Origin of the sequence: Pandoraea captiosa, from assembly GCF_902459775.1 — a bacterium.
GTDB classification, from domain to species: Bacteria; Pseudomonadota; Gammaproteobacteria; order Burkholderiales; family Burkholderiaceae; genus Pandoraea; species Pandoraea captiosa.
This window is the reverse complement of record NZ_CABPSQ010000009.1, coordinates 150180-176241: the sequence shown is the minus strand read 5'-3', so window position 1 is coordinate 176241 and position 26062 is coordinate 150180. Positions and strand designations below refer to the sequence as shown.

Sequence of the window (26062 nt, the reverse complement as noted above, 5' to 3'; positions counted from 1 at the left end):
CCGACGCATCAACCGGCAGCCATGTCGGCGCGTTGGCCGTCGGGAACGAAGATGTAACCGCGCCCGCGCACGGTCTGAATAAAGCGCGGGCTCTGCGCGTCTTCGTCGAGCAGTCGGCGCAGGCGCCAGATCTGCACGTCGATGCCGCGGTCGTTGACGTCGCTGTCGGCGCCGTAGAGCAGTTCGATGATGCGTTCTCGCGAAAGTACCTGCATGGCGTGGTTCACAAGCAGGCGCAGCAACCCGTACTCACCGTCCGAGAGCGTGAGCAACTGCGCGTCGCGCGTGAGCGTGCGGCTGCGAAAGTCGAGCATGAACGGCCCGAACGCATAGTTCTCGCGCTGTTCCGGCACCGCCGCGTCCGGGGTCTTGCGACGACGCAGCACGGCGTTGATGCGGGCGAGCAGCTCACGCGGGCTGAAGGGCTTGCCAAGGTAATCGTCGGCACCGATTTCCAGCCCCACGATGCGATCGATCTCGTCGCTGCGCGCGGTCAGCAGAATGACCGGCACGTCGTCGTTGCGCGCGCGCAGGTCGCGCAGCGCGGTCAGCCCGTCGATCTTGGGCATCATGAGATCGAGCACGATCAGGGCAGGGCGCTCACGCTCGAGGCGCGCGGCAAGCCCTTCGCCATCGTGCATCACCGCCACGGAGAAGCCATGGCGGCTCAAATACTCGCGCAGCAGGTCACGCAGGTCGGGATCGTCGTCGACAACAAGAATCTTCATATTCGTTCGGACAGGTTGTGTCGTCATGATAGTGGCCTCCCTGCACGGCTTTGCACGTGTTTTGTTTCCGGAAATTACAGTCTTGGTCGCCTGTAACGATGCGTAATAATAGAGCGAGCTTCGATGACACACGAATTTTGCACGCGTCGCGTAAAGTTCGTTCTCTTAATCAGACTTCCTGATTGACCCATCTCCGGAAGTCGATTCCTACCCAACTGCACGTCTCATGTCACGAGAACGCTGCGGCGAGGCAAATCACGGCAAGGCATACCAGCGCATGCCGAGGCGCGGTAAGGCAACGCGGGGTCAGGCACGCGCGGTAAGGGACGGCAAGGCTCCACTGGGCAATGCGAAGCCCGCCACAGCGGCGAGTCGCGCCTGAATAGAGAACCTTTCGCCGGTGCGGCAGGTCTTTCAGCAGCGTCGGATCTTTCCGAACGTCGGCACAGAGAAAGCACTTGTAACAAGCCATCGCGTCAACCTGTTACAACCGTCTGCTATGCTGATCAGCCAATGAAATATGCGTGGTCGTTCGGGCATTTCCGGTGATTTGCCGCGACGCAGCAATTCGATAAAAAAGAACGTCGTCCGTATTGGACGAATCCGCCAACTACTCCGCTGTTACGAGGAAGTCATGACCGAGCACGGTCCCCACGGTTCCGATAAACCGAACGGTTCTGAGCGTTCACCTGCCCCGCAGGTGCCGCCGACACCCGCGGTTTCGTCATCCTCCACGCCGTCGCGCGCGCGCCGCTGGCTCGTGCCGGGCGTGATCGGACTGATCGTCGTGCTCATCGCCGGAGGTGTCTACTATCGCCTGCATTCGCAAAATGCCGGCGGTCAGGCGCAGAGTGGCGGTCGCCGTGGCGGCCCGCCGGGTGGTATGGCGGGGGCGGGCGCACCGGCGACCCCGGTGACGGCCGTCGTTGCGAAAACCGGCGATCTGCCGGTCTTCCTCAACGGGCTCGGTACCGTCACACCGACGCGCAGCGTCACCGTGCATTCGCGGGTGGATGGTCAACTGATGAAAGTGCATTTCAAGGAAGGCGATCTCGTCAAAGCCGGGCAATTGCTCGCCGAGATCGATCCGCGGCCGTTTCAGGTCCAGGTCACTCAGATGGAAGGTCAACTGGCGCGCGACCAGGCGCTGCTCAAGAACGCGCAACTCGACCTCGCCCGGTACGAAACACTGCTCAAGCAGGATTCGATCGCGACACAAACGGTCGACACCCAACGGGCCCTCGTCAAGCAGTACGAAGGAACCGTCAAGTCGGATCAGGGGCAGCTCGATAACGCCCGGCTGCAATTGACGTACGCGAGTGTGAGCGCGCCGGTATCCGGCCTTGCGGGCCTGCGCCAGGTGGATCCGGGCAACATCATCCATGCGTCGGACACCAACGGTATCGTCATCATCAACGAAGTCACGCCGATCACGGTCGTCTACACGATCCCGGAAGACAATCTGCCGAATGTCGTCAAGCGCTCGCGCGCCGGGGAAGCCCTGCCCGTCGAGGCCTTCGACCGCGCCGGCAAGATCAAGCTCGCACAAGGCAAGCTCGCATCCATCGATAACCAGATCGATACCACCACGGGCACGGTGAAGCTCAAGGCCGAGTTCGCCAATGCGGACGGCATGCTATTCCCGAATCAGTTCGTCAACGTGAAGATGTTGGTGGACACGCTCAAGGGCGCGACGCTCATTCCGAGTGCGGCCGTGCAGCGCGGCACGCAGGGCAGCTTCGTCTACACCGTGCAGGCAGACCAGACAGTCAAGCTCAAGACGGTAAAGCTGGGCCCGACCGACGGCACCAATACGGCGGTGGAGTCGGGCATCGAGCCGGGCGAGAAGCTGGTAATCGACGGCATGGACAAGTTGCGCGACGGCGCGAAGGTCGAAGTGATCACGCCCGAGAGCCGCGCGGCGGCCGTGGCGCCGCGCGAACCCGGCGAGAAACGTAACGGCAGTGGCGGCGCGCATCGCCGTCAGGGTCAGTAAGCGGCATGGGAGCCAGGGGCAACGAGGCGCACGCGCAGACCGCCAGTTCCAGCCCTCGCTGCCCCATCGTCGCGCTCAGGTTCCGCTCAGGCATCGTACAAGCTTCGCACATGCCCCAAAAAAGAGACGCCCTTCAACGTAGCCAATGAATCCGTCCCGCCAGTTTATTCTCCGACCGGTCGCCACATCGTTGCTGATGCTGGCGATCCTGCTTGCCGGCTTCGTCGCCTACCGGCTGTTGCCGCTCTCGGCACTGCCGGAAGTCGACTATCCGACCATTCAGGTGGTCACCCTGTATCCGGGGGCAAGTCCGGACGTGATGACCTCGTCGGTCACCGCACCGCTGGAGCGCCAGTTCGGTCAGATGCCGGGGCTCAACCAGATGTCGTCGACGAGTTCGGGCGGCGCGTCGGTCATTACGTTGCAGTTCTCGCTGGACCTCGGGCTCGATGTCGCCGAACAGGAGGTGCAGGCGGCGATCAATAGCGCCAGCAATCTGCTGCCGAGCGATCTGCCGATGCCGCCGATCTATAACAAGGTCAACCCGGCGGACACTCCGATTCTCACGCTGGCGATCATGTCCAAAACCATGCCCCTGCCGAAGTTGCAGGATCTGGTGGACACACGCGTGGCGCAGAAGATATCGCAATTGCCGGGCATCGGTCTGGTGAGCATTTCCGGCGGGCAGCGTCCGGCGGTGCGCATTCAGGTCAATCCCCGTGCGATCACGTCATACGGATTGAACATCGAAGACGTGCGCACGTCGATTGCGGCGGCGAACGTCAATCAGGCGAAGGGGAGTTTCGACGGCCCGCTGCGCGCCTCGACCATCGACGCCAACGACCAGTTAGCGTCGGCTGACGAATACCGCAATCTTGTCGTCGCTTACAAGAATGGTGGTCCGATCCGGCTGTCCGACATTGCGGATGTCATCGACGGCGCCGAAAACACCAAGCTTGCCGCGTGGGCCGATACCACGCCGGCCATCGTGGTGAACGTGCAGCGTCAGCCGGGTGCGAACGTGATCGAGACGGTCAACAAGGTCAAGGCGCTGTTGCCGCAGTTGCAGGCGGCGCTGCCCGGCAGCATCGACATGCAGTTGCTCACCGATCGCACCACGACGATTCGCGCCTCGGTCTCCGACGTGCAGTTCGAGCTGATTCTCGCCGTCGCACTCGTGGTGATGGTCATCTTCCTGTTCCTGCGCAATGTCTCGGCGACCATCATTCCCAGCGTGGCGGTGCCGCTCTCGCTGATTGGCACCTTCGGTGTGATGTATCTCGCCGGGTTCTCGATCAACAACCTCACGCTCATGGCGCTGACCATTGCGACCGGCTTCGTGGTCGACGACGCCATCGTGATGATCGAGAACATCGCCCGCTACATGGAGCAGGGAGAAAAACCGTTGCAGGCGGCGCTCAAAGGCGCCGAACAGATCGGGTTCACCATCATTTCCCTGACCTTCTCGCTGATCGCCGTGCTGATTCCGCTGCTTTTCATGGGCGATGTCGTGGGGCGTCTTTTCCGCGAGTTCGCGATCACGCTCGCGGTGTCTATCCTTATATCGGCCGTGGTCTCGCTCACGCTTACCCCGATGATGTGCGCGAAACTGCTGCGCCACGTGCCGGAAGAGAAGCAGGGCAAGTTCTATCGCAAGACCGGGGCGATGTTCGACCGCATCATTGCGAAGTACGGCGAGTGGCTCACCTGGGTGCTCGACCGGCAACCGGCCACGCTGCTCGTGGCGCTCGGCACGCTGGTGCTGACCGTGCTGCTGTACCTGTGGGTGCCCAAGGGCTTCTTCCCGGTGCAGGACACCGGCGTGATTCAGGGGATTTCCGAGGCGCCCCAGTCGATCTCGTTCGCGGCCATGGGCGAGCGGCAGCAAGCGCTCGTCGCGGCAGTCCTCAAGGACCCGGCGGTCCAGTCGGTGTCGTCGTTCATCGGGGTGGACGGTGTGAACGCCACGCTCAATAGCGGGCGGTTGCTCATCAACCTCAAGGACAAGGCCACGCGCGGCGTCGATGCCTCGGAAGTCATCCGCAGAATTCAGCCCGAAGTGGCGAAGGTGCCGGGAATCGCGCTCTATATGCAGCCGGTGCAGGATCTGACGATCGAGGACCGGATCAGTCGCACGCAGTATCAGTTCACTTTGCAGGACCCTAGTCTGGACACGCTGGGCGTGTGGGTGCCGAAGCTCGTGGAGAAGTTGCAGCACGTGCCGCAACTGGCAGACGTTACGAGCGATCTTCAGGTCAATGGACTTCAGGCCTACGTGGACATCGACCGCGATACGGCGAGCCGACTGGGCGTGACGCCTGCGTCTGTCGACCAGACGCTGTACAGCGCCTTCGGTCAGCGCCTGATCTCGACGATCTACACGCAGGCGTCACAGTACCGGGTGGTGCTGGAGGTGGCGAGCGACTACCAGCGTGGCCCGGACGCTCTCAAAGGGATTTACGTCGCCTCGTCGTCCGGGGTGCAGGTGCCGCTCACGTCGTTTGCAAGAATCGTGGAAAAGCCCACGCCGCTGGCCATCAACCATCAGGCGCAGTTCCCCGCCGCGACGATCTCGTTCAATCTGGCCAAGGGCGCGTCGCTCGGCGAAGCCGTCAAGGCGATCACCGAGGCCGAGCAGTCCATCGGATTGCCGATAAGCACGCAGACGACGTTCCAGGGCGCGGCGCAGGCGTTCCAGGCATCGCTTTCGAACACGTTGTGGCTGATTCTTGCTGCGGTCGTGACGATGTATATCGTGCTGGGCGTGCTCTACGAGAGCTACATTCATCCGATCACGATTCTGTCGACATTGCCGTCAGCCGGGGTGGGGGCCTTGCTCGCGCTGATGGTCTCGGGCAACGACATCAGCATCATTGCGATCATCGGCATCATCTTGCTGATCGGCATCGTGAAGAAGAACGCCATCATGATGATCGACTTCGCGCTGGAAGCGGAGCGCGAACACGGCATGGCGCCGCGTGAGGCGATCTATCAGGCGTGCCTGCTGCGTTTTCGTCCGATTCTCATGACGACGATGGCCGCGGTGCTGGGGGCGCTGCCGCTCATGCTGGGCTCGGGCGTCGGCTCCGAGTTGCGTCAGCCGCTCGGTATCACGATGGTCGGTGGTTTGATGGTCAGTCAGGTGTTGACGCTATTTACTACGCCGGTCATCTACCTTTGGTTCGACCGCTGGGCGCTGCGCGCGCGCGCATGGCGCGAGCGCCGCTTCGGGCCGTCGGACGACACGTCGCATGGCGGTCACGACGATCATGGTGGTCCCGGTGGCTCGGGTGGTGCCGGTGGACCCGCTGGCCCTGCCGGACCGGGTAACGCTGGCGGTCCCGGCGGGCGAGGTGGTGCTGCGGGCGCAATCACGACGGACGGTCCGGCGCGATGAACCTGTCGGCTGTCTTCATCAGGCGCTCGGTCGCCACCGTCCTGCTCACCATCGGGGTGACGCTGGCGGGCATCGTCGCCTTCGGGCTGCTGCCCGTCTCGCCGCTGCCTCAGGTCGACTTCCCGACGATCTCCGTTTCGGCGTCGCTGCCCGGCGCCAGTCCGGAGACGATGGCTGCCAGCGTGGCGACGCCGCTGGAGCGCTCGCTCGGGCGCATTGCGGGCGTCACGGAAATGACCTCGAACAGCTCGCTGGGCTCTACGCGCATCACGCTGCAATTCGACCTTTCTCGCGACATCAACGGCGCCGCGCGCGACGTGCAGGCGGCAATCAATGCCGCGCGCAGCCTGTTGCCCACGGGACTGCCGAGCAATCCGACCTACCGCAAGGTGAACCCGGCGAGCGCGCCGGTAATGATCATCGCGCTTACGTCCGAGAGCATGACACGCGGGCAGATGTACGACGCAGCGTCCACCATCCTTGCGCAGAAAATCTCACAACTTGAAGGCGTCGGCGATGTGACGGTTGGCGGCAGCTCGTTGCCGGCGGTGCGCGTCGAGCTCAATCCGACGGCGCTCAACAAGTACCAGATTCCGCTCGAGACCGTGCGCACGGCAATTCAGGCCGTCAACGCCAATCGCCCGAAGGGCGCACTCGAAGACGGCGATCGCCGCTGGCAGATCCTCGCCAACGATCAGGCGAAGACAGCCAAGGAATACCTGCCCGTCATCGTGAGCTATCAGGATGGTCGCCCGGTGCGGCTCTCGGATATTGCGGATGTCGTCGATTCCGTACAGGACCTGCGCAACGCCGGGTCGGCGAACGGCAAGCCGTCGGTGCTGCTCATCATCACGACCCAGCCGGGGGCGAACATCATTCAGACGGTCGACGGCATCAACAGGATTTTGCCGAACCTGCGTGCCTCGATTCCGGCGGCAATCAACCTGGATGTCGTCATGGATCGCACGCCGACGATTCGCGCCTCGCTCAAGGAAGTCGAACGCACGTTGCTGATCTCGATCGGACTCGTGATCATGGTCGTCTTCATCTTCCTGCGCAACTGGCGGGCGACATTGATCCCGACTGTGGCCGTGCCGGTCTCGCTGATCGGCACGTTCGGCATCATGTACCTCTGCGGCTTCAGTCTCGATAACCTGTCGCTCATGGCGCTGACCATCGCGACCGGCTTCGTGGTGGACGATGCCATCGTCGTGCTCGAGAACATCTCCCGGCACGTCGAAGAAGGTCTCAGTCCGTTTGCAGCGGCGCTCAAGGGCACACGCGAAGTCGGTTTCACCGTGTTGTCGATGAGCATTTCGCTGGTGGCGGTGTTCATTCCGCTGCTGCTCATGGGCGGTATCGTCGGGCGGTTGTTCCGCGAGTTCGCCGTCACGCTCTCAGCGGCGATCATGGTCTCGCTGGTCGTCTCGCTGACGACGACGCCGATGATGTGCGCGCGCTTGCTCAAGGGGAAAGCGGCGCCGGGCGTGCCGGTGGAGGCCGCCCCACTGGCGGCCGAACCGGCGACGCTGCCGAAGCGAGCGTCGGTCTGGACGCGTATGGGAGGCGGGATCGAGCGCATGTTCGCGGCGATGCTGCGCGAGTACGAGCGTTCGCTCGCGTGGGCGCTTCGGCATGGGCCGCTCATGCTGCTGATTCTGCTCGCCACGATCTGCCTGAACGTCTGGCTTTATATGGTGGTGCCGAAAGGCTTCTTCCCGCAGCAGGACACGGGGCGGATGATCGGCTTCATTCAGGCCGATCAGGCGATCTCGTTCCAGGCGATGGAGAAAAAGCTCGCGGACTTCATCAAGATCGTGCAGGCCGACCCGGACGTTGCAACGGTCACGGGCTTCACCGGCGGTTCGAACCGCAACGGCGGCTCGATGTTCGTCACGCTCAAGCCGTTGGGGCAGCGCAAGCTCTCGGCGGATCAGGTCATTGCACGGTTGCGCGGCAAGCTGGCGAAGGAGCCCGGCGCAATGCTCTACCTGCAGTCCGTGCAGGATATTCGCGTGGGGGGGCGATCGAGCAATGCGCAATATCAGTACACGTTGCAGGCAGACGACCTCCAGCAGTTGCGCGAGTGGGAGCCGAAGGTGCGCAATGCCATTTCGCGCTTGCCGAATCTCGCCGACGTGAACACGGATCAGCAGGACAAGGGGTTGCAAACGACGCTGGACATCGACCGCGATCAGGCGTCGCGTCTCGGACTGACGATGAGCCAGATCGACAATGTACTCAACGATGCGTTCGGTCAGCGCCAGGTCTCGACCATCTACAACCCGCTCAACCAGTACAAGGTCGTGATGGAGGTCGCGCCCCGGTGGTGGCAAAGTCCCGAGTCGCTCAAGGATATTTATGTGGTGACCTCGGCGGGGGCGCAGGTGCCGCTCTCGGCGTTCGCGCGATATCGCCCCACCAATACGGCGCTCGGTGTCTCGCATCAGGGACAGTTTGCCGCGAGCACGATCTCGTTCAATCTGCCGGCGGGCGTGTCGCTCTCGCAGGCACAGGCGTCGATCCGGGACGCGGTGGATCGACTGGGCATGCCGACGTCGGTGCAGGGCAGTTTTCAGGGCACGGCGCAGGCGTTCCAGTCGGCGCTCTCGTCTCAGCCGATTCTGATCCTCACGGCGCTGCTCACGGTGTACATCGTATTGGGCGTGCTCTATGAGAGCTACATTCATCCGCTGACGATCTTGTCGACGCTGCCCTCGGCGGGCGTGGGGGCTTTGCTGGCGCTGCTGCTTTTCAACACGGAGTTCAGCATCATTGCGCTGATCGGCGTGATTTTGCTGATCGGTATCGTGAAGAAAAACGCGATCATGATGATCGACTTCGCGCTGGACGCGGAGCGGCGTCAGAACCTGCCGCCGCGTGAAGCGATATTCCAGGCGTGCGTGTTGCGTTTTCGCCCGATCATGATGACGACCATGGCTGCCATGCTCGGTGCGATTCCGCTCGCGCTCGGGACCGGCGATGGCGCGGAACTGCGTCAGCCGTTGGGTATTTCGATTGTGGGCGGGCTGCTCGTGAGTCAGGTGCTTACGCTCTATACGACCCCCGTGGTGTATCTGTATCTCGATCGTTTGCGTCTGCGTTGGGCGCGTTGGCGTGCGCGCGGCCAGACCGGGCACAGCGACGTCGGGGAGGTCGGCCATGGTTGATGTGTTTCGTCATGCGATGCGAAAGCGTGGTAGCGACGCGCGTTTATCGTCGCCGTCATCCGATGTGTCCGATGTGACCGATGTGACCGATGTGACCGATGTGTCCGATGTGACCGATTCATGCGTTGCGTCGGTCTCGTCCGCGTGTTCTGCATCTTCTGAAATCTTTGTCCCGGCCGTTGGGCCGATGTGTGCCATGTCTCGTAACCTCGATCGTCAAGTTCCCCGTCCTCGTTCTCAAGCGGCAACTGCGGCGAGCAAAGCGCGGGGCATCGCGATGTCGTCGCGCATGCGCCGCTCGGCGACGTATCTCGCGGCGAGCGCCGTACTCTGGCTCGCCGGGTGCGCACTGGGTCCCGACTATGTCCGGCCTGATGTCGATACACCCGCGGCGTTCAAGGAGACCGGCGACTGGAAACTCGCCGAGCCGAGCGATGCCCTTGCCAAGGGCGACTGGTGGGCGATTTATCAGGACCCGGTGCTCTCGGGGCTGATGAATCAGGTCGACATCAACAACCAGAACGTTAAAGTCGCCGAGGCCAACTACCGGCAGGCGCTGGCTGTTGCTTCGCAGGCCCGTGCGGCATTCTTCCCGACCATCGGCGCCGATGCCGGCGTGACCCGTAGTAGTTCGCGTGTGAGCAATACGGCGATCAGCGGTGCGGGGGTCGGCGGTATTTCGAACAGCTATAGCCTGTCGGGGACTGCGAGCTGGGAGCTCGACATCTGGGGCAGCGTGCGCCGTTCCGTCGAAGCCGGCAACGCGAGCGCCGAAGCCAGTGCCGCGGATCTCGCCAATGCACGCCTGTCGGCGCAGGCGCTGCTTGCACAGAATTACTTCGATCTGCGGGTGACGGACGAGCAAAAGGCATTGCTCGATCGCACCGTTGCCGCGTACGAGCAGACGCTCAGGCTTACGCAAAACCAATACGCCGTGGGGGTGGCACAGCGCTCCGACGTGATTCAGGCGCAAACGCAGTTGCAGCAAGCCCAGGCGGCGGCGCTCGACATCGAAGTCACGCGTGCGCAACTGGAGCATGCGATCGCGTTGCTCGTGGGCAAAGCGCCCGCGGCCTTTTCGCTCACGCCGTCGCCGTTGCGGGCAGCGTTGCCCCCGGTCCCGGTGAGCCTGCCGTCGCAACTGCTGGAGCGTCGCCCGGACATTGCTTCCGCGGAGCGTTCGGTGGTGGCGGCGAACGCGAAGATCGGCGTGGCGAAAGCGGCGTTCTTCCCCACGCTTTCGCTCTCGGCGACGGGCGGATTTCAGAGCAACAGCTTCGCCGACTGGCTGACGCTGCCGAGCCGCTTCTGGTCGGTCGGTCCGGCGTTGGCGGCCACGCTCTTCGACGGTGGCTTGCGACGTGCGCAGACGGACGCGGCCATCGCAGCGTACGACGCACAGGTCGCGACTTACCGCCAGACGGTGCTCGCCGCATTCCAGGCGGTCGAAGACAATCTGGCCGCGCTCAACTACCTTGGGCGCGAGGCCGCCGTGCAGAATCAGGCGGTGCAATCGTCGCGCGAAGCCGCGCAGCTGATCCTGAATCAGTACAAGGCGGGGACGGTCGGTTTCCAGAACGTGCTGACGGCGCAGGCAACTGCGTACACCACGGAACGTACGGCCTTAACGATCCTGGGGCGCCAGTTCACAGCGAATGTGCTGCTCGTGACGGCACTGGGCGGGGGCTGGCACGGCTTGCCGCCCGAGGGCGCGTCGGCGGGCGGCGGCACGAGTAGTAGTGCGGGCGGCGGTGCGAGTGTTGTGCCGGAGGCGGCGAAGGCGTCGGCTGCCGCCGCGCAGGAATAACTACGCATTTTTCGAGGCTCGTGGCGAGCCGATCACCAAATCCAGCACCGGTGTTTAAGGGAATTCCGACTTTCTCGATCGGAACGCCCGAAACCGGTGCTGCGAATCTTCCGAATGCCGGTAACGCGAGTAGCACAAACCTCGTCGACGCGCGTCTGTGCAATTTCACCTCTGTGCGAGTGCCGCCAAGTCGTTGGGGGCAGTACCCGCTCTATCGGGCAGCATGCGGGCGTCGCGCCGGTTGACCACCACGGGTGGCAAGCGGGGCCTCGCACTTCGACAATGTGACGTTTCCCACCCGGTCGGCGTGATCCCTTTTTGCCAGAATGGACCCGCTTCGCAGTGACGGCCGGTGCGAAGCCGCGCGCGCTTGGCGCGGCGTGATGACGGCCTGCCAACGACCAATAGAAAAGGGGACAAGGATGACGATCAATGTCGTGGTCGCAGATGACCATCCGATTGTGCGCTTTGGCATACGGCGTCTGCTCGAAGAGCGGGAGATGATCCATCTGGTCGGGGAGGCCGGCAATTCGTCGGAACTGGTGAACCTGCTGGCTAAAGCGCCTTGCGACATTCTTGTGACCGACTTTTCCATGCCGGGGGGTAACTTCAAGGACGGACTTTTTCTCATCGGCTACGTCCGCCGGTACTTCCCCCACATCAAGATCATCGTGGTAACGATGCTGGAGAATCTTGCGATTCTGCGCGGCATGCTCAAGCTCGGCGTCCATTCGATTCTCTCCAAACTCGATGAACAAAGCTCGATTGCCGACATCGTGTGTGTCGTCGCGGACGGTAGCCGCTACATTCCCGCAGGGCTGGCAACGCGGTTGCACGACGCCGTGGTCGACGATACGGACCTTGATGCGTCGAAGCTCTCGGGGCGCGAGGTGGAGGTGGTGCGGTTATTCGTCTCGGGATTGACGATCAGCGAGATAGCGTTCCAGTTGAGTCGCAGCGTCAAAACCGTCAGTTCGCAAAAGACGAACGCCATGCGCAAGCTCGGGCTGGACCGCGATGTCGACCTCTACCACTACGCCACGCGCTCGGGTATCACCTGACCGGTGAGCGAGCGCGTCCGCGTGGCGTAGCTCGGACGGGCGTGATCCGGACGGACGTGATCCGGACGGACGTGATCCGGACGGACGCGACCCGGGCGGGTATGACTCGGACGGACGGGACTCAGGCGGGCAACCGGATGGCCCGCATGTCACGCAGAATCAACTCACCGGCGCGCAGCATCTGCTTGAGTTGATGCACGACTTGCTTGATTTCCTGGATGTGGGCGTCGGCGACCTCGGGCTGCTGCTCTTGCGCCACCACCAGCGCGTCCAGCCGGCGCGTGTAGTCGCGCATGGCCTCGGTGGCTGCCTGCGCGTCCGTCGGCACCGACGCCGCCGGGGCCGCGACCGCCTGCGACAGCAGGTCGCTGATGGCCGCCACGACCTGTCCCAGTTCCCCGCTCTTGTCCGCCGCAATCTGACGCGGCAACACGTCGGACATCCCCGTGATGTACGACGCCATCACGTGGTTCTGTACCAGCAAATCATTGAGTTCCGCCACGGCGACCTGCTTCGACTTCGGTTCGAGCATCATCCGCTTGAAGGCGGCGCCGAAATTCCCGAAGGCAATGTGCATGTCCTTGCGCGCCATGCGATAGGCAAGATTGTCTCGCTTGCCGTCGAGCCCGGCGCACGCCTCAAGGTACGTGCGGGTCGACTGCACGGCATTGCGGATCAGCGGCCCCATCAGCCGGTATTCCCAGTACGGGAACAGGTACGAACACACCAGCGCGATGGCCGAACCGATCAGCGTATCGATGGCGCGCTCGCCGATTACCGAAAGCGAACCGGGCAGCAGGAAGTGAAAGAGCAGCAGCACGTAAGACGACATGAAGACGACCGACAGCCCGTAATTGAACAGCGACAGGCTGTTGCCCATGATCATGCAGAAAAACATGAGGGCGAGCAGAATCCAGGCCTTGTGCACGAACGAGAGGATCACCAGCACGCTCACGCAGCCAACGAGGGTGCCGGTCAGACGTTGCGCGTTCTTCTGCTTGGTCAGACTGAACCCAGGCTTCAGAATCACGATGATCGTGAGCAGCACCCAGTAGCTGTGATCCTGTCCGGCCAGCAGCGACCAGTTCTCGCAGACGAGCAAACCGGCCGTGATTGCGATCGTCACCCGCAATGCGTGGCGGAAGCTGGGCGACGAGAAAGTCAGATTTTTCCAGAGCAACTTCGGAGAGAAGCTCTGCCGCGACGTGAATCGGACCAGTGCCTGATCGATCTGCACCTCGGTGGCGTTTCCGGCCGTGCTCACATCCGTGTTGCGATGCATGCGCTCGACGATGCGGGTCGTACTCCACACGCGACGGAAGGTGCTCGTGAGTGCGTGATAGGCCTCCGGGGAGCGTTGCTGGAGCGACTGCTTGCGCATGAGTTCGATTTCGTACTCGATGGCCCGGAACTCGGCGCGCCAGCTCCGCTGAGCCCGCGAGGGCTCGTTCGTGGCGATCGCATAACCGATCGCATCCACCTCGATGGCGATCTTGCGGATCATGTCACGGAAAAACAGGAGAACGTCGTTGTTGGCGAACTCACGACGCAACATCGGGTAATCGGTATGCACGGAGACCACCGTCTCGTGCAGGTCGACGATGTTGATGAACAGATTGAACAGCATTGTGCGGCGCGGTTCGAGCGCGCCGATACGCAGGCGAGGGAGATTGCGCAAAATGATCTCACGCGCCGCTTGCTGCTTTTCCACGACGTTTACCTGCGCGGCAATCAGACGCCGGTAGCAGTCGTCGATATCCGTGGAAGTGTCGTAGAAGGCGGCCTTGGCCTCGAGATATTCCGAGGTCACGAAAAAACACTCGGCGAGGGTCTGCTGTTCGATGCGAAACCACCAGATCCGGCACACGAACAGGCTGAAGTAGGTGTACCAGAGACCGCCGGCGAGTACGGCGCCGGCATCGAGCACCGCCTGATGACGCGTGAGGTCGGCCTCGACGTTGAGCACCATCATCATCAGGCAGGCAAAGCTCACGAGCGAGGCGCGAAAGCCGTAGACCACGAGCATGGACAGGCCGAACGTCAGAATCAGCGTGGTAATCCATAGCTGCCACGGCTGTGCGGCCGTCGCCATACCGGTAATGAGCACGGTCAGGGCGCCCAGCAGCGTGCAACTGAGCAATTCGGTGTGCTTGTGGCGCAGCGGCCCGTTGATGTCGACCACGCTGGCGCAAAGCGCGCCGGAGGCGACCTCGATGCCGAGCAGGTGCTGATCCATCCCCCAGAACAGGACGAGCGCGGGCAGGATGACGCCGACTGCCTGGCGGGTGCCGCTAAAAAAGTAATGGCTATATAGGAACTTCTTGATATCGGTCTGATAGTCCATGCGTCGGGTGCGAGGGTTCCGCAGCAAAGCCGGCCGTGCGATGGGGTGGTGCGCGGCGCAGTGAGAGTCTAGCCGAAGCCCCGCGTGCCGCGAAGTGGGGATACCGCCGGTTACATGCGGGCTGCCCGTGCGGTTGGGCCTCGGCAATGCCAGCAGCCGTCACCAATGGCGGGGCAGGCTTTCGGATCTGTCCGATAGGCTTTGGGAAGGGGCATTTGCTATGCTTGCGAACAGACTCGCTAAGCCGCCACGCCCGCATGCTCCATCTATTCTTCTCCAACCGGTTCACCACGCTCGAAGCTGCTCTGCTCCGCGACATCGCGCTGGCTCCCGGCGCGCCGTCGGGACCGGTCGATCCCTTCGAGACGGAAACTATCGTCGTGCCAAGTGTGGCCGTGCGTCGTCGACTGGAGTTGGACTATGCGGACATCTTCGGCGTGTGCGCCAACGTTCGCCTGACCTATCTCGCCCAGTGGCTGTGGGACATGGCGGGGAAACTGGTCACGGTGCCGGAAAGCTCGCCGTTTGCGCCGGACCGGCTGGTCTGGCCGCTGTACCAGTGTCTGGCGAAACCGTGGGTGGAGGCCTCACCGCGTCTGGCCGGTTACCTCGCCGGCGCGGACGACGTCATGCGCTTCGAGTTGGCCGACCGTCTCGCCCATATCTACGATCAATATCTGACGTACCGACCGGACTGGTTGGAGCGCTGGCAGTCCGGCGAGACGATCGCGCCCGGGGCAGCAACCACCTGGGGGGACGTCCAGCGTGCCGATGAGGCTTGGCAAAGCGCGTTGTGGCGGCAGGTACTTGCCCATCTGGAGATTCGTGAGCGCCACCCGACGTTGCGCGCCATCGACAGGATCGAGCAGCTGACCCCCGAGACGATTCCTGTGGGTTGGCCGTCACGCGTCTCGGTGTTTGCACTGTCGTCGATGCCGCCGCTTTCGATGGCCCTGCTCAAGGCCATGTCGCGCCTGATCGACGTGCATCTTTACGTCCTCAATCCCTGTGAAAGTTATTGGTTCGATATCGTGCCGCCGTCGCGGTTGTCGTATCTGACGCGGCGAGACGGTGCGGCCCATCGTGAAGTGGGGCATCCGCTTCTGGCGGAGTGGGGGCGTCAGACGCAGTCGCACATCGACGCGCTGTATGCGGACCTCGCACCGCAGGCGGTCGAGGACCGTGCGCTATTTCAGCCCAATCCCGCACCGACGCTGCTCGCCGCGCTGCAGAACGGCATTCTGACGTTGGACGATGGCCGGCACGGTGTGCCGGACGGCGTTGGTGCCGATGGCTCTGTTCAAGTGCATGTCTGTCACAGTCTCGCGCGCCAGATCGAAGTGCTGCACGACCAGTTGCTGGCCTGCTTCGACGAGATTCCCGACCTGCGCCCCGACGACGTGCTGATCACCGTACCGGATCTCGGTCGCGCAGCGCCGCTCATCGATGCCGTTTTTGGTACGTCCACCCCGCGCATTCCCTATCTGGTGACTGGGCTGCCGCCTACGCGGACCAATCCGGTTGCGCGTGCGTTTGCGTCGATTCTGGCACTACCGCAGCAACGTGTCGCGGCATCGAGTCTGGTGGAACTTGCGCGCACGGAAGCCGTTGCGCAACGCTACGATCTCGGCGGCAACGTACTCGATGCCATTCAGAACTGGTTGCATGCCGCCGGGGCGCGACGCGGCTGGCGAGGCGACGCCTTGCTCCGACTCGAAGGCCCGGGGGCGAAGGCGATGAAGGGGCGCACCGGCGACGTTGGGGACGACGTTGTGCCCGCGCTTGAGCGCCACACGCTGGGTGACGCCATGATGCGCCTGTTCCTCGGCTACGCGTTGCCCGACGATGCCATGCCTGTGGACGATTGGCTTCCTGTCGGGGGCATCGAAGGCGGGCGAGCCGAATTGCTCGGTCAGTTGGCTCGATTGATCGACGACCTCGATGCGACGACGGTCGCGCTGCAAACCGAGCGCACGGGTCTCGCATGGCGCGACCAGTTGTTGGCGATGTTGGAGCAATTCTTTTCGGACGAACCGCGATTTGCCGATGACGTCGCGGAGGTGCGCATGGCCATCGAGCAGATCGGGTCGGCCATCGCCGACGGTGCACCCGAAGTGCAGGTCCCTGTGGAAGTGGTAGCACGGGTGCTGGCCGACGCGCTCGACGACCCGACGCGCGGCGGCGTGCCGTCCGGGCGCGTGACATTTGCAGCGATTCCGAGCTTGCGCTTGTTGCCATACCGTGTCGTTTGCATGATCGGCATGGACGACGGCGTGCTGCCTGGGCGCGTAAGAGCGGACGAGTTCGATCTGATGCGTGCGCTTCCACAGCGCGGGGACCGCCAGCGTCGTGACGATGAGCGCAATCTCTTTCTGGATCTCATGCTCAGCGCGCAGGACCGCTTCCTGATCACCTACACGGGCAGAAGCGTGCGCGATAACGCGCCGTTACCGCCGTCGACTGCCGTGGACGAACTGCTCGATTTCACCGGACAGTTGCTCGCCCCGGTGTCGCATGGTTTCAGCCTTGACGACCAACGTGAGGCAAGAGAGCGCCTCGTTGTGCTGCATCCCCTCCAACCCTTCTCCCCGAAGTACTTCGACGGCGAGGCGCCATCGCTCTATAGCTACGACGTGTCCAACGGTGAGGCGGCCCAACAACTGGCGGATCAACTGGCATCTCCGACGCCGAACCGGCCGACCCAGCCCTTCGTGCGCGAACCCCTGCCGGGCGTTGCACAAACCCATCTGACGCTCGACGATTTGCTTCGCTTCTGGCGACATCCGAGTCGGGCATGGGCGCGGGATCGGCTCGGCCTCTCGCTCAATGACATGCTCACCGAGGTCGAGGATGACGAGCCGTTCGTGCTCGACTGGGCGGGCCGCGACGCGCTGGCCGCCCGCCTGTTGCCTCGCCTGTTGCGCGATGACGAGGGAGATGGCCGAAACGCCCGCGCCAATGCGCAGGCCGTCGAGCGTATCGCCAGCGTGAGCCACGAGTTGCCCGGCGGGGCGACGGGGGCGGTGTGGCGTCGTCGTGAACTGGGAGGGCTGCGTGCCCTCGCCACGCAGGTGCGGCAGGCACAGGCCGAGGGTACGCACGAACTTCTGGTCACGCTGCCGTTGGCGCCGACGCTGCCGCCCGCCTGGCAGGCATCCACGGATTCGATGTGGCACGGCGATGCCACGCTCTCAGCGGCATGTCTGTTGCAAGGGCGCCTTGCCCCGGTGTCGCGTCACGGGCTCGTGATGTACCGGTACGGCAGCATGCGCCCGAGCGATTTGCTGGCCGCATGGCTCGCGCATCTGGCGTTGTGCGCCCATCTTCAACAGCCCGAGCATGCCGGATTGGACGTTGCGGCCAGAACCCTCTGGTACGGCGAAGACGAGACCTTCGCGCTGCGCCCGGTGGATGATGCGGCGCGATTGCTCGCGCAGTGGGTGGCGCTTTATCGGCTTGGGCAGACGCGCCCGCTGCCATTCTTCGTACGCAGCGCCTGGAAGCTCGCCAGTACCGGCAAACTCGCCGATGCGCAGAGCGCATGGCAAGGCTCGGCCTTCGCGCGCGGCGATGCGGACGATCCCTATACCAGGTTGATCTGGCGCGGGGTGGAAGACCCGCTGGCCGAGCCGTTCGAATTGCTGGCAAACACGATGTTCGGGCCCATGGTGCAGCACCTCGAACTGGTGGAGGGCGCATGACCCAACTCATCGATCTCGATGTTTTCGGTTGCGACCTCGATGGCGTATGCCTGATCGAAGCCTCTGCCGGCACCGGCAAGACCTGGAACATCTGCGCGCTATATGTGCGGTTGCTGCTCGAGAAACAACTGAGCGTCGAACAAATTCTTGTCGTGACATTCACGAATGCCGCAACGGCGGAGTTGCGCGAACGCATTCGCGGGCGTCTCGCAGGACTGGTCGCGGCCATGGCGCCTGTCTTCGGTGACGAGGCGCAGGCGAGCGAAGGTGAGGGCGGCGCCGAGGATGATGACCGCTTCGAGTTCGACTTCGACTTCGATCCCGATGCCAGCGACGATCCGCTGTTCAACGTCATGATTGCGGGCTTGATCGAGCGCGGCGACATGAAGCCGAAGGCGATTCGCGAATGCCTGCAAAGGGCATTGCGTAGCTTCGATCAGGCGTCGATTCATACGATCCACGGTTTCTGCCAGCGTGCACTCGCCGAGGTGCCCTTTGCTGCCGGCCTGCCGTTTGCCTACGAACTTGTCCCCGATGACAATGGCGTGCGGCACGATCTCGCGGTGGAGTTCTGGCGCCGGGTCGTGGAGCCGATGGCCGCGCAGGACGACCGTTTTGCCGCATGGCTGGTGGACAGGAAGCGCTCGCCGGCGACGCTGACGGATCAGTTGGCGCGCCGTCTCAAGAAGCCGATGTCGGAAATTCGCTGGCCGGAGGCCGTGCAGAGCGACGCGGTGACGCCTGCCGATTCGGCATGGCTTGCGGCCTACGCCGACGCCTGCGAGTGCTGGGAAGCCGAGGCATCCGTCATCGCGGATCTGATGCGCCGCGCGCTGCCGTCTTTCAAGAAGAACATCTACAACGAGACGTCGCTGCCGCAGGCCGTATCGGCGTGGCAGCGGTATCTCGGCGCGCGCGACGCCGGCGCACTTCTCGCGCCCAAGGCGGAACTGCTGACGACGACACGTCTGTCCAAGGACATCAAGAAGGGGGAGACACCGCCCGCACACCGCTTCTTTGCCATGGCCGACGTCCTCGTTCAGGCGCGTGCCGACGCCGATGAGCGTTATGCAATGCAGTGGCTGCGGATACTGCGGGAATGGCTGATGCAGGCGCCCGAGCAGTTGGCATTGCGCAAGCGCGAGCTGCGCGTGGTGTCGTTCGATGACCTGCTTGGTAATATCGCCCGGGCACTGAATCAACACCCGGATCTCGCGCAGGCGTTGCGTGAGCGCTATCCCTGCGCGCTGATCGATGAATTCCAGGATACCGATCCGCTGCAGTTCGCCATTTTCAATGCCGTGTACGGCGCCCCGTTGCAGTCGGGTGCCGTTTCCGGGCGCGATGGCCGGGGGCCGATGTTCATGGTCGGCGACCCGAAGCAGGCCATCTACAGCTTCCGGGCTGCAGATCTGCATACCTATCTGGCGGCGCGCGAGAATGCGGATGCAGCCTACACGCTTGCCGTTAATCAGCGCTCCACGCCGCCGATCATCGATGCGGGGAACCGGCTATTTGGCGCGAACGATCGTGCGTTCGTGCTCGATGGGCTCGATTACCCGCCGGTGCGCCCGGGGGCACGTCGTCGCCCACCTTTGACCGACGTGCGCGAAGTTGCCGACTTCACGGTGTGGTGGCTGCCCGACGACGATGAGCCGCTGTCGAAAGACGAGGCGCAACAGGCATGTGCGCGCGCGACGGCGGCGGAGGTTGCCCGCCTGCTGGCGGGGGCCTCGCGCGGCGAAGTGCTGATCGGCGAGCGCCCGCTCGCGCCCGGCGACATTGCGGTGATCGTACAGACGCACCGGCAAGGGGCGCTCATGAAAGGCATGCTCGCCGAACATGCCGTGGGCAGCGTCGAACTGACGCAGGATTCGGTGTTTGCCAGTGAGGAGGCCGACACCTTGCTACGTGTGCTGCGAGCCGTGGAGGCGCCGGGCGATGTGCGTGCGCTTCGCGCGGCGCTCGCGACGACGCTTTTCGGACTCGATGCCACTGCGCTTTATCGGATGCAGACCAGCGAAGCCTCCGACGCGGACGCGATTGCCTGGATCGAGCGACTGCAACGCTATCGTCAGTTGTGGGCCGATCGCGGATTCTCCGCCATGTGGCGCACGCTCATGCGCGAATTGGGACTGGCCGCGAGGCTGATCGCACAACCGGGCGGCGAGCGAAGCCTGACCAACTTCATGCATCTGGCCGAACTCGCGCAGGCGCGTTGGGCGGAGCAACCGGGCATGCCCGCCTTGCTCCGGTGGCTGGCGTCGCAGCGAAGCGCCAGCGGCGCGGAGGAGGCGCAACTGCGTCTTGAGTCGGATCAGAATCTGGTGCAGATCGTGACCGTACACAAGTCCAAGGGGCTTGAGTATGGCGTGGTGTTTTGTCCTTTCCTCTGGGATGGCGCCGTGCGTGACGGCGGCAGTCTCGAGGGTCTCGAATACCACGACGGCGCTACGGCAGTCATCGACTTTACCGATGCCGCTGCCAAAGGGTCGCCGGCCGCGGCCGCGTTACGTCAGGAGCAGTCGGCCGAGCAGGCGCGGCTGTTGTACGTCGCGCTCACACGAGCGGTGTACCGATGCTATATGGCCGCAGGTATTTACTCGTCGCGTCGAAGCATGAAGGAAGCATGCGGCAGCATGCTCAACTGGCTCGCCGCCGGTCAGGGAATCGCGTTCGACACGTGGGTCTCCTCGACGGTCGACGCCGATGAACGAGTGGAGACGATTCGTCACGCGTGGAAGGCGCTCGTCGGTGGGCCGCTCGACGTGGTACCCCTGCCGATCGGCGACGCGCTCGCGGGCGATACACGCGTCATCCACGACGCGCCGCCGGCGCTCACGACCCGTGTGAGCACGCGTGCGTTGCGGGAAGTGTGGCGTATTGGCAGTTTCTCGGGCCTGCTGGCGGGCATGCATACCGGGCCTCAATTGGGCGGGGGGCAACTGAGCGCGCCGGAGCGTACGCGTCCCGATTACGACGCACAGGCCAACGCCGGGCCGACATTCGCCTTGCCGCCGGAGGGCGATGACACATGGCCGCCGGGTGACGACATTCTGCGATTTCCGCGCGGGCCGGCCGCCGGCGAGAGTTTGCACCGGGTCTTCGAACTCGCAGACTTCCAGTCGCGCGCGCAATGGTCGCATGCGGTGTCCCGGGCGCTGCGCGAGCGACCGCCCGGACGTGGCGCCGAGCAAAACGATACGTGGCGCGCCATGATGATGAGCATGCTTGCCGACACGCTCTCGACGCCGTTGCGTCCCGGCCTCTATCTGAGGGACGTCTCGCTGGCGGAGCGACTGACGGAAATGGAGTTCACGTATCCGGCCGATGCCGTGTCGCTCGACGCGTTGCGCGGGGTGTTGCGTCAGTTCGGCTATCCGGATCTGCCTCTGGACACTACCGTGCTGCGCGGCTATCTGAAAGGCTTCATCGATCTGGTGTTCCGGCACGGCGGTCAGTGGTGGATTCTCGACTGGAAGTCGAACTATCTCGGCACCGCCCCTGAAAACTACGCTGCAGACGGTCTGCGTGAGGCGATGGCCGAGCACGGTTACCACTTGCAGTACCTGCTCTACACCCTGGCGCTGCATCGCTATCTGCGGCGCCGTCTACCCAATTACGATTACGACCGCGACATGGGCGGCAGTCTCTACCTTTTCGTTCGGGGCGTGCGCCCCGATTGGGCCAGCGCCCATCTCGCCGGTGAGGACGTGCCGGGCGTCTTCTTCGACAAGCCGTCACGAGACATGGTCGATGCGCTCGACGAACTGTTCGCCGCCGGCGAGAACGCGGCGCTCGCCGAAGCGCTTTCGCTCGATGGCCGCGCCGAAGCCGCCGATGTCGAAAGCGCGGGCGAGGAGGGCGCATGATCGATCGACGTCACATGGGAGATGCCTCCGGCGCGCCGTTGGCCGATAGCGGCGTTGTACGGCTCGCGCAGGGTTTCGCGCGGCGCATGGAACTCCTTGCACGGGGCAATGGGGCGGACGAGGTCGTCTGTCGCTACGTGCGCCGCGCTGCGTTTGAAGTCAGTCTCGCAACGTCGGAGGGGCATGTTTGTGTGCCCCTCGACAATTTGCTCGATACGCAGGCCAGTGGCGAGCTTTTCCCGGGGGATGCCCCGGCGCTGTCGGTGTGGCGCGACGCACTCTTCGCCAGTGGCCTCTGTGCGCCTGCCAACGTCTCGCGCGCGCTATCCGGCGACGCGCAGGCCGACGCCTTCCCCCTCCTGCTGGACGATCGCGACCGACTGTATCTGGCGCGCTACTACGGATACGAGGCGCGTCTGGCGGCGGCGCTTGCGCGCAAGCTGCCAAGGACGACGCGCCATGCAAGCCCGTCCAACCTACCGACTGTGCGCGCGAATTTGCCTGAGGCGACCGAATCGGCCCCCTCGACCCCCTCGTCCCCCTCGTCTCCCTCGGTCGTATCGATCACTGCGGAGGATCGCGAACGTCTGCATCGCTATTTCGGCAGTGGCGTGCTGCTGTCCCTTGACGACCGGCGCGAGCCCAACTGGCAAATGGCGGCGGCGGCGCTGGCGCTCGAGCGCTCGCTGGTCGTCCTCAGCGGTGGCCCGGGCACGGGCAAGACGACGACCGTCGTGGGCCTGCTCGCCTGCCTGATCGAACGTGATGCGAATTTGCGGGTCGCCCTTGCCGCCCCTACCGGCAAGGCGGCGCAGCGCATGCAGGAGGCGCTCACCGCGCGTCAGGACTTGCCGGAGACCGTGCGCATGGCATTGCCCGAGGCGGCAGTGACATTGCACCGCTTGCTCGGTGTGCTGCCTGAAACCGCTGAGCAGGTCGGGCGCCGCTTCCGGCATCACGCGGGCAATCCGTTGCCCTACGACCTGATCGTCGTGGACGAAGCATCGATGATCGACTTGTCGATGGCGACGGCGTTGCTCGAGGCGGTACCCGACGGTGCGCGCCTGATTCTGCTGGGCGACAAGGATCAGTTGGCGGCCGTCGAAGCCGGGGCGGTGTTCGGGGAACTGAGCGCCCGGCGGGCCTTCTCGCCGGTAATGCGTGCGCAACTGTTGGCCGCGCTCGAATGGCCCGCAGACGACTTGCCTCGAACCGGGCCGCTCGCCGTCATTGGTGCTGAAGTCGGTGATGCCGGCACGAAAGCCGAGTCCGCTGCGTCGGCCGACGCACGTGCCGCGAAGGGGCTGGAGGACACCGTCGTCTGGCTGGAGCGTACGTATCGGTTCGGCGCGCACTCGGCAATTGGCCGCCTCGCGACGGCAATCAAGACGGGAAAAGTCATCGATGCGCGCAAGGAGTTTGCCGTCGCGCTCAGCGAGCGTGGAGAGGTGGATGGCGTTGAGACTCGGGATGGTCCGCAGGCGAACCATGACGCGTCGTCAACATCCCCGTCGGCAGACCGTGTACTGCTTAGCGAGGACGGCGGCATTCAGTTGTCGCCCCACAACCTGAATGTGCTGGCCGATGGCTATGGCGAGTACGTCGAAGCGCTTGGCCATGCCATCGGAACGATTCAGCAGTTGGGCGATCCGGCGGCGGCAACGTCGGCCGACGTCGCGCTGGTGGCGCAGCCGGTGTTCGCTGCGTTCGGACGGTTTCGGGTGCTGTGTGCCACGCGCGGCGGGCGGCGGGGTGTCGAGTTTCTCGGGGCGCAATTGACGGCGTTGCTGGCCCGTCGCGCGGGTGTAGCACTCGGCGCCGGTGGTGGCGCATGGTTCGCCGGGCGTCCGGTGCTGGTGACGCAGAACGAATACGCGCTTAATCTCTTCAATGGCGATATCGGCATCGCGCTGCCGCTCGGACCCTCCGGTACGCTACGGGTCGCGTTTGCGACACCGGATGGCGGCTACCGGCTTTATTCGCCAGCCAGCCTGCCCGCGCACGAGACGGCCTTCGCGATGACGATCCACAAGTCGCAGGGCTCGGAGTTCGAACGCGTCGCGATCGTGTTGCCCGAGCAGGCGAGCCGCGTGTTGTCGCGGGAGCTGATTTATACGGGGGTGACGCGTGCCCGCAGGGAAGCATGGCTCTTCGCGCCGTGGCAAGTCGTCGCGTCGGCCATTGCGCGGCCGACGCAGCGCGATGGCGGACTGACCGACCGGCTAGCGGAGGTGCTGGCTACGATGACCGATCCGGCGACGGGTTCGCCGCAGCCTTCGATGCCGCGATAGCCGCCTCGGCCACCGCACCGATCCGGGTGACAAGCAACTGGTCGATCTTGTAATTGTCGATGTCGACCACTTCGAACTTGTACCCGGCCGCCTCGGTGGCTTCCGACTTCTTCGGAATGCGCTTGAGCTGATAGATCATGAACCCGGCGATGGTCTCGAACTCGCCCTCGCCGGGAAGCTCGTCGATATCCAGCGCTTTTTTCACATCCTCGACGGACGTGACTCCGTCCACGAGCCATGAGTGTTCGTCGCGCTGCACGATCTGATCTTCGTCGGCCGGGTGCACGACATCGCCCATGAGCGCGCCCACGATATCGTTGAGCGTCACGACGCCAACGACCAGACCGTACTCGTTAATGATGACCGCGAAGCCTTCACGGGTTTCCTTGAAGCGCGCGAGGGCTTCGGACAGGTTGAGCGTGTCCGGGATGACCAGCAGCTTTTTCGCGTAGAGGCGATCCAGATTGCGAATCACGCTCGACAGATCTTCGCTGGCAATGCGCTGGAGCAGATCTTTCGAGTCGACGTAGCCCAGCACATTGTCGATTTCGTCGCGGCAAACGAGATACTTCGAGTGTGGGCTCTCCGTGATTTTCTGACGGATGCTGCGTTCGTCCTCGGAGATGGTGAAGTACACCACGTCGTCGCGGAACGTCATGACCGAACCGACCGTGCGCGACTCGAGCTCGAACACGTTCTCGATCAGATGCAGTTCCTGCTTGCGCAGCACACCGGCTTGCGCCCCGGCGCCCACCATGGCGGCGATGTCTTCCGAAGTGATGTTGTCGATGGCATGCGTGGGCAGCTTAAACATGCGCAGAAACAGGTTTGCGACTCCATTGAAAAGATAGACGAGTGGGCGCAGGACCTTCAGGCAGAACAGCATCGGGTCGATGATCGCCATCGCCACGCGCTCGGGGTTGACCATGGCGAGGCGTTTCGGAATCAGATCCGCGAACTGGATGAAGGCAATCGTGATGAACAGGAACGAGCCGATGCCTGCCAGGCGTAGCGCCAATGCCTGATCGGTAAAGGGAGAGAGCCACTCGAACAGGTAGCCCGTGAGAAAGCTCTCACCGAGCACGCCGCCGAGCACGGCGACCGCGTTCACGCCGATTTGCACGACGGTGAAGAAGTTGCCGGGCTGTTCCTTGAGTGCGAGTACCTTGACCGCCTGTTCGTCGCCTTTTTCCATGAGCACCTGAAGCTTGGTGCGCTTGGCGGCGGTCAGCGAGATTTCAGAAGCGGAAAAGAAGGCGCTTGCCAGCACCAGCAAGAGAATACTGAAAAGAAAACCGTAACCACTCATGTTGTTGTCCCTGTAAGTGCGAGTGCGGATACGTAGCCGCGACGCAGGCCGGACCGGTTCGCACGGGCGTGAGTCCGGAGCAGGGAGACATTTCAAAACAAGGCCTGCCGGCCATCATTTTGAGATGCCTTCGGGCGAAAGCGCGGGCCGCATACCCGCGTCGGCTGTACCGCTGTCCGATAGCATGCCATAACTTTGCGGCACGCCGACAGCGCGTGCCTCGCGTGTCCGTCGCGCCCATGCTGCCGCGGTTGTCCACTCGCGGACGGTCGCGTGCACGAGTCGCGAGAGCCGGTGTGCAGAACCGAAAATTGCCGAACGACCGTTCGGGCATCGTTGACCCCGCTTTGACGTCGGGTGCAGACAGCGTCGAAGCCGTGGCACGG

At 63.7% G+C, this 26062-nt stretch carries 11 protein-coding genes; 8 read left to right on the top strand and 3 right to left on the bottom strand.

The window, feature by feature from the left end:
- Window positions 1-8 precede the first annotated feature (8 nt).
- Window positions 9-728: a response regulator gene (locus PCA31118_RS20420; RefSeq protein WP_084070817.1), complete on the bottom strand. Its 720-nt coding sequence runs from the start codon at window positions 726-728 to the stop codon at window positions 9-11.
- Between the two features lie 634 nt (window positions 729-1362).
- Between PCA31118_RS20420 and PCA31118_RS20415 the strand changes: the two genes are divergently transcribed.
- From PCA31118_RS20415 to PCA31118_RS20395, 5 genes are all read left to right on the top strand, one after another.
- Window positions 1363-2724, top strand: coding sequence for an MdtA/MuxA family multidrug efflux RND transporter periplasmic adaptor subunit (locus PCA31118_RS20415; protein WP_246190343.1), 1362 nt, complete (start codon window positions 1363-1365; stop codon window positions 2722-2724).
- A 145-nt stretch (window positions 2725-2869) separates the two neighbouring features.
- Complete coding sequence (locus tag PCA31118_RS20410; protein WP_174990547.1) at window positions 2870-6121, top strand: MdtB/MuxB family multidrug efflux RND transporter permease subunit; 3252 nt, start codon at window positions 2870-2872, stop codon at window positions 6119-6121.
- Window positions 6118-9291, top strand: coding sequence for a multidrug efflux RND transporter permease subunit (locus PCA31118_RS20405; protein WP_150626887.1), 3174 nt, complete (start codon window positions 6118-6120; stop codon window positions 9289-9291). Before PCA31118_RS20410 ends, PCA31118_RS20405 begins: the two co-directional genes overlap by 4 nt.
- Before the next feature lie 277 nt (window positions 9292-9568).
- Window positions 9569-11098 carry an efflux transporter outer membrane subunit gene (locus PCA31118_RS20400; protein WP_246190342.1) on the top strand — a complete coding sequence of 510 codons (1530 nt, stop codon included), beginning with the start codon at window positions 9569-9571 and terminating at the stop codon, window positions 11096-11098.
- Between the two features lie 422 nt (window positions 11099-11520).
- Complete coding sequence (locus PCA31118_RS20395; RefSeq protein WP_174990546.1) at window positions 11521-12159, top strand: response regulator; 639 nt, start codon at window positions 11521-11523, stop codon at window positions 12157-12159.
- Between the two features lie 121 nt (window positions 12160-12280).
- Here the strand turns inward: PCA31118_RS20395 and PCA31118_RS20390 are convergent, their stop codons facing one another.
- Entirely contained in the window at window positions 12281-14503 is a 2223-nt protein-coding gene (locus tag PCA31118_RS20390) for an FUSC family protein (RefSeq protein ID WP_150626885.1), read from the bottom strand.
- 257 nt (window positions 14504-14760) lie between these two features.
- On the opposite strand from PCA31118_RS20390, the gene recC reads away from it, so the two are divergent.
- From recC to recD, 3 genes are read left to right on the top strand one after another with little or no spacing between them, the layout of a single operon-like run.
- A complete protein-coding gene (recC, locus tag PCA31118_RS27420; protein WP_246190341.1) occupies window positions 14761-18204 on the top strand; it encodes an exodeoxyribonuclease V subunit gamma in 3444 nt (1147 codons plus the stop codon).
- A complete protein-coding gene (recB, locus tag PCA31118_RS20380) occupies window positions 18201-22076 on the top strand; it encodes an exodeoxyribonuclease V subunit beta (protein ID WP_246190340.1) in 3876 nt (1291 codons plus the stop codon). The genes recC and recB overlap by 4 nt, the downstream gene beginning before the upstream one ends.
- Window positions 22073-24367 carry an exodeoxyribonuclease V subunit alpha gene (gene recD / locus PCA31118_RS20375; protein ID WP_246190339.1) on the top strand — a complete coding sequence of 765 codons (2295 nt, stop codon included), beginning with the start codon at window positions 22073-22075 and terminating at the stop codon, window positions 24365-24367. The genes recB and recD overlap by 4 nt, the downstream gene beginning before the upstream one ends.
- Here the strand turns inward: recD and paeA are convergent.
- Window positions 24315-25676: a polyamine export protein PaeA gene (gene paeA, locus PCA31118_RS20370; protein ID WP_150626882.1), complete on the bottom strand. Its 1362-nt coding sequence runs from the start codon at window positions 25674-25676 to the stop codon at window positions 24315-24317. The genes recD and paeA overlap by 53 nt on opposite strands.
- Window positions 25677-26062 lie beyond the last annotated feature (386 nt).

What these genes read in the sequence shown, in the direction of transcription:
- PCA31118_RS20420 (WP_084070817.1), bottom strand. Translation starts at nt 728, where the DNA reads ATGAAGATTCTTGTTGTCGACGACGATCCCGACCTGCGTGACCTGCTG.
- paeA (WP_150626882.1), bottom strand. Translation starts at nt 25,676, where the DNA reads ATGAGTGGTTACGGTTTTCTTTTCAGTATTCTCTTGCTGGTGCTGGCA.
- PCA31118_RS20415 (WP_246190343.1), top strand. Translation starts at nt 1,363, where the DNA reads ATGACCGAGCACGGTCCCCACGGTTCCGATAAACCGAACGGTTCTGAG.
- PCA31118_RS20400 (WP_246190342.1), top strand. Translation starts at nt 9,569, where the DNA reads ATGTCGTCGCGCATGCGCCGCTCGGCGACGTATCTCGCGGCGAGCGCC.
- PCA31118_RS20395 (WP_174990546.1), top strand. Translation starts at nt 11,521, where the DNA reads ATGACGATCAATGTCGTGGTCGCAGATGACCATCCGATTGTGCGCTTT.
- recC (WP_246190341.1), top strand. Translation starts at nt 14,761, where the DNA reads ATGCTCCATCTATTCTTCTCCAACCGGTTCACCACGCTCGAAGCTGCT.
- PCA31118_RS20410 (WP_174990547.1), top strand. Translation starts at nt 2,870, where the DNA reads ATGAATCCGTCCCGCCAGTTTATTCTCCGACCGGTCGCCACATCGTTG.
- PCA31118_RS20390 (WP_150626885.1), bottom strand. Translation starts at nt 14,503, where the DNA reads ATGGACTATCAGACCGATATCAAGAAGTTCCTATATAGCCATTACTTT.
- recD (WP_246190339.1), top strand. Translation starts at nt 22,073, where the DNA reads ATGATCGATCGACGTCACATGGGAGATGCCTCCGGCGCGCCGTTGGCC.
- PCA31118_RS20405 (WP_150626887.1), top strand. Translation starts at nt 6,118, where the DNA reads ATGAACCTGTCGGCTGTCTTCATCAGGCGCTCGGTCGCCACCGTCCTG.
- recB (WP_246190340.1), top strand. Translation starts at nt 18,201, where the DNA reads ATGACCCAACTCATCGATCTCGATGTTTTCGGTTGCGACCTCGATGGC.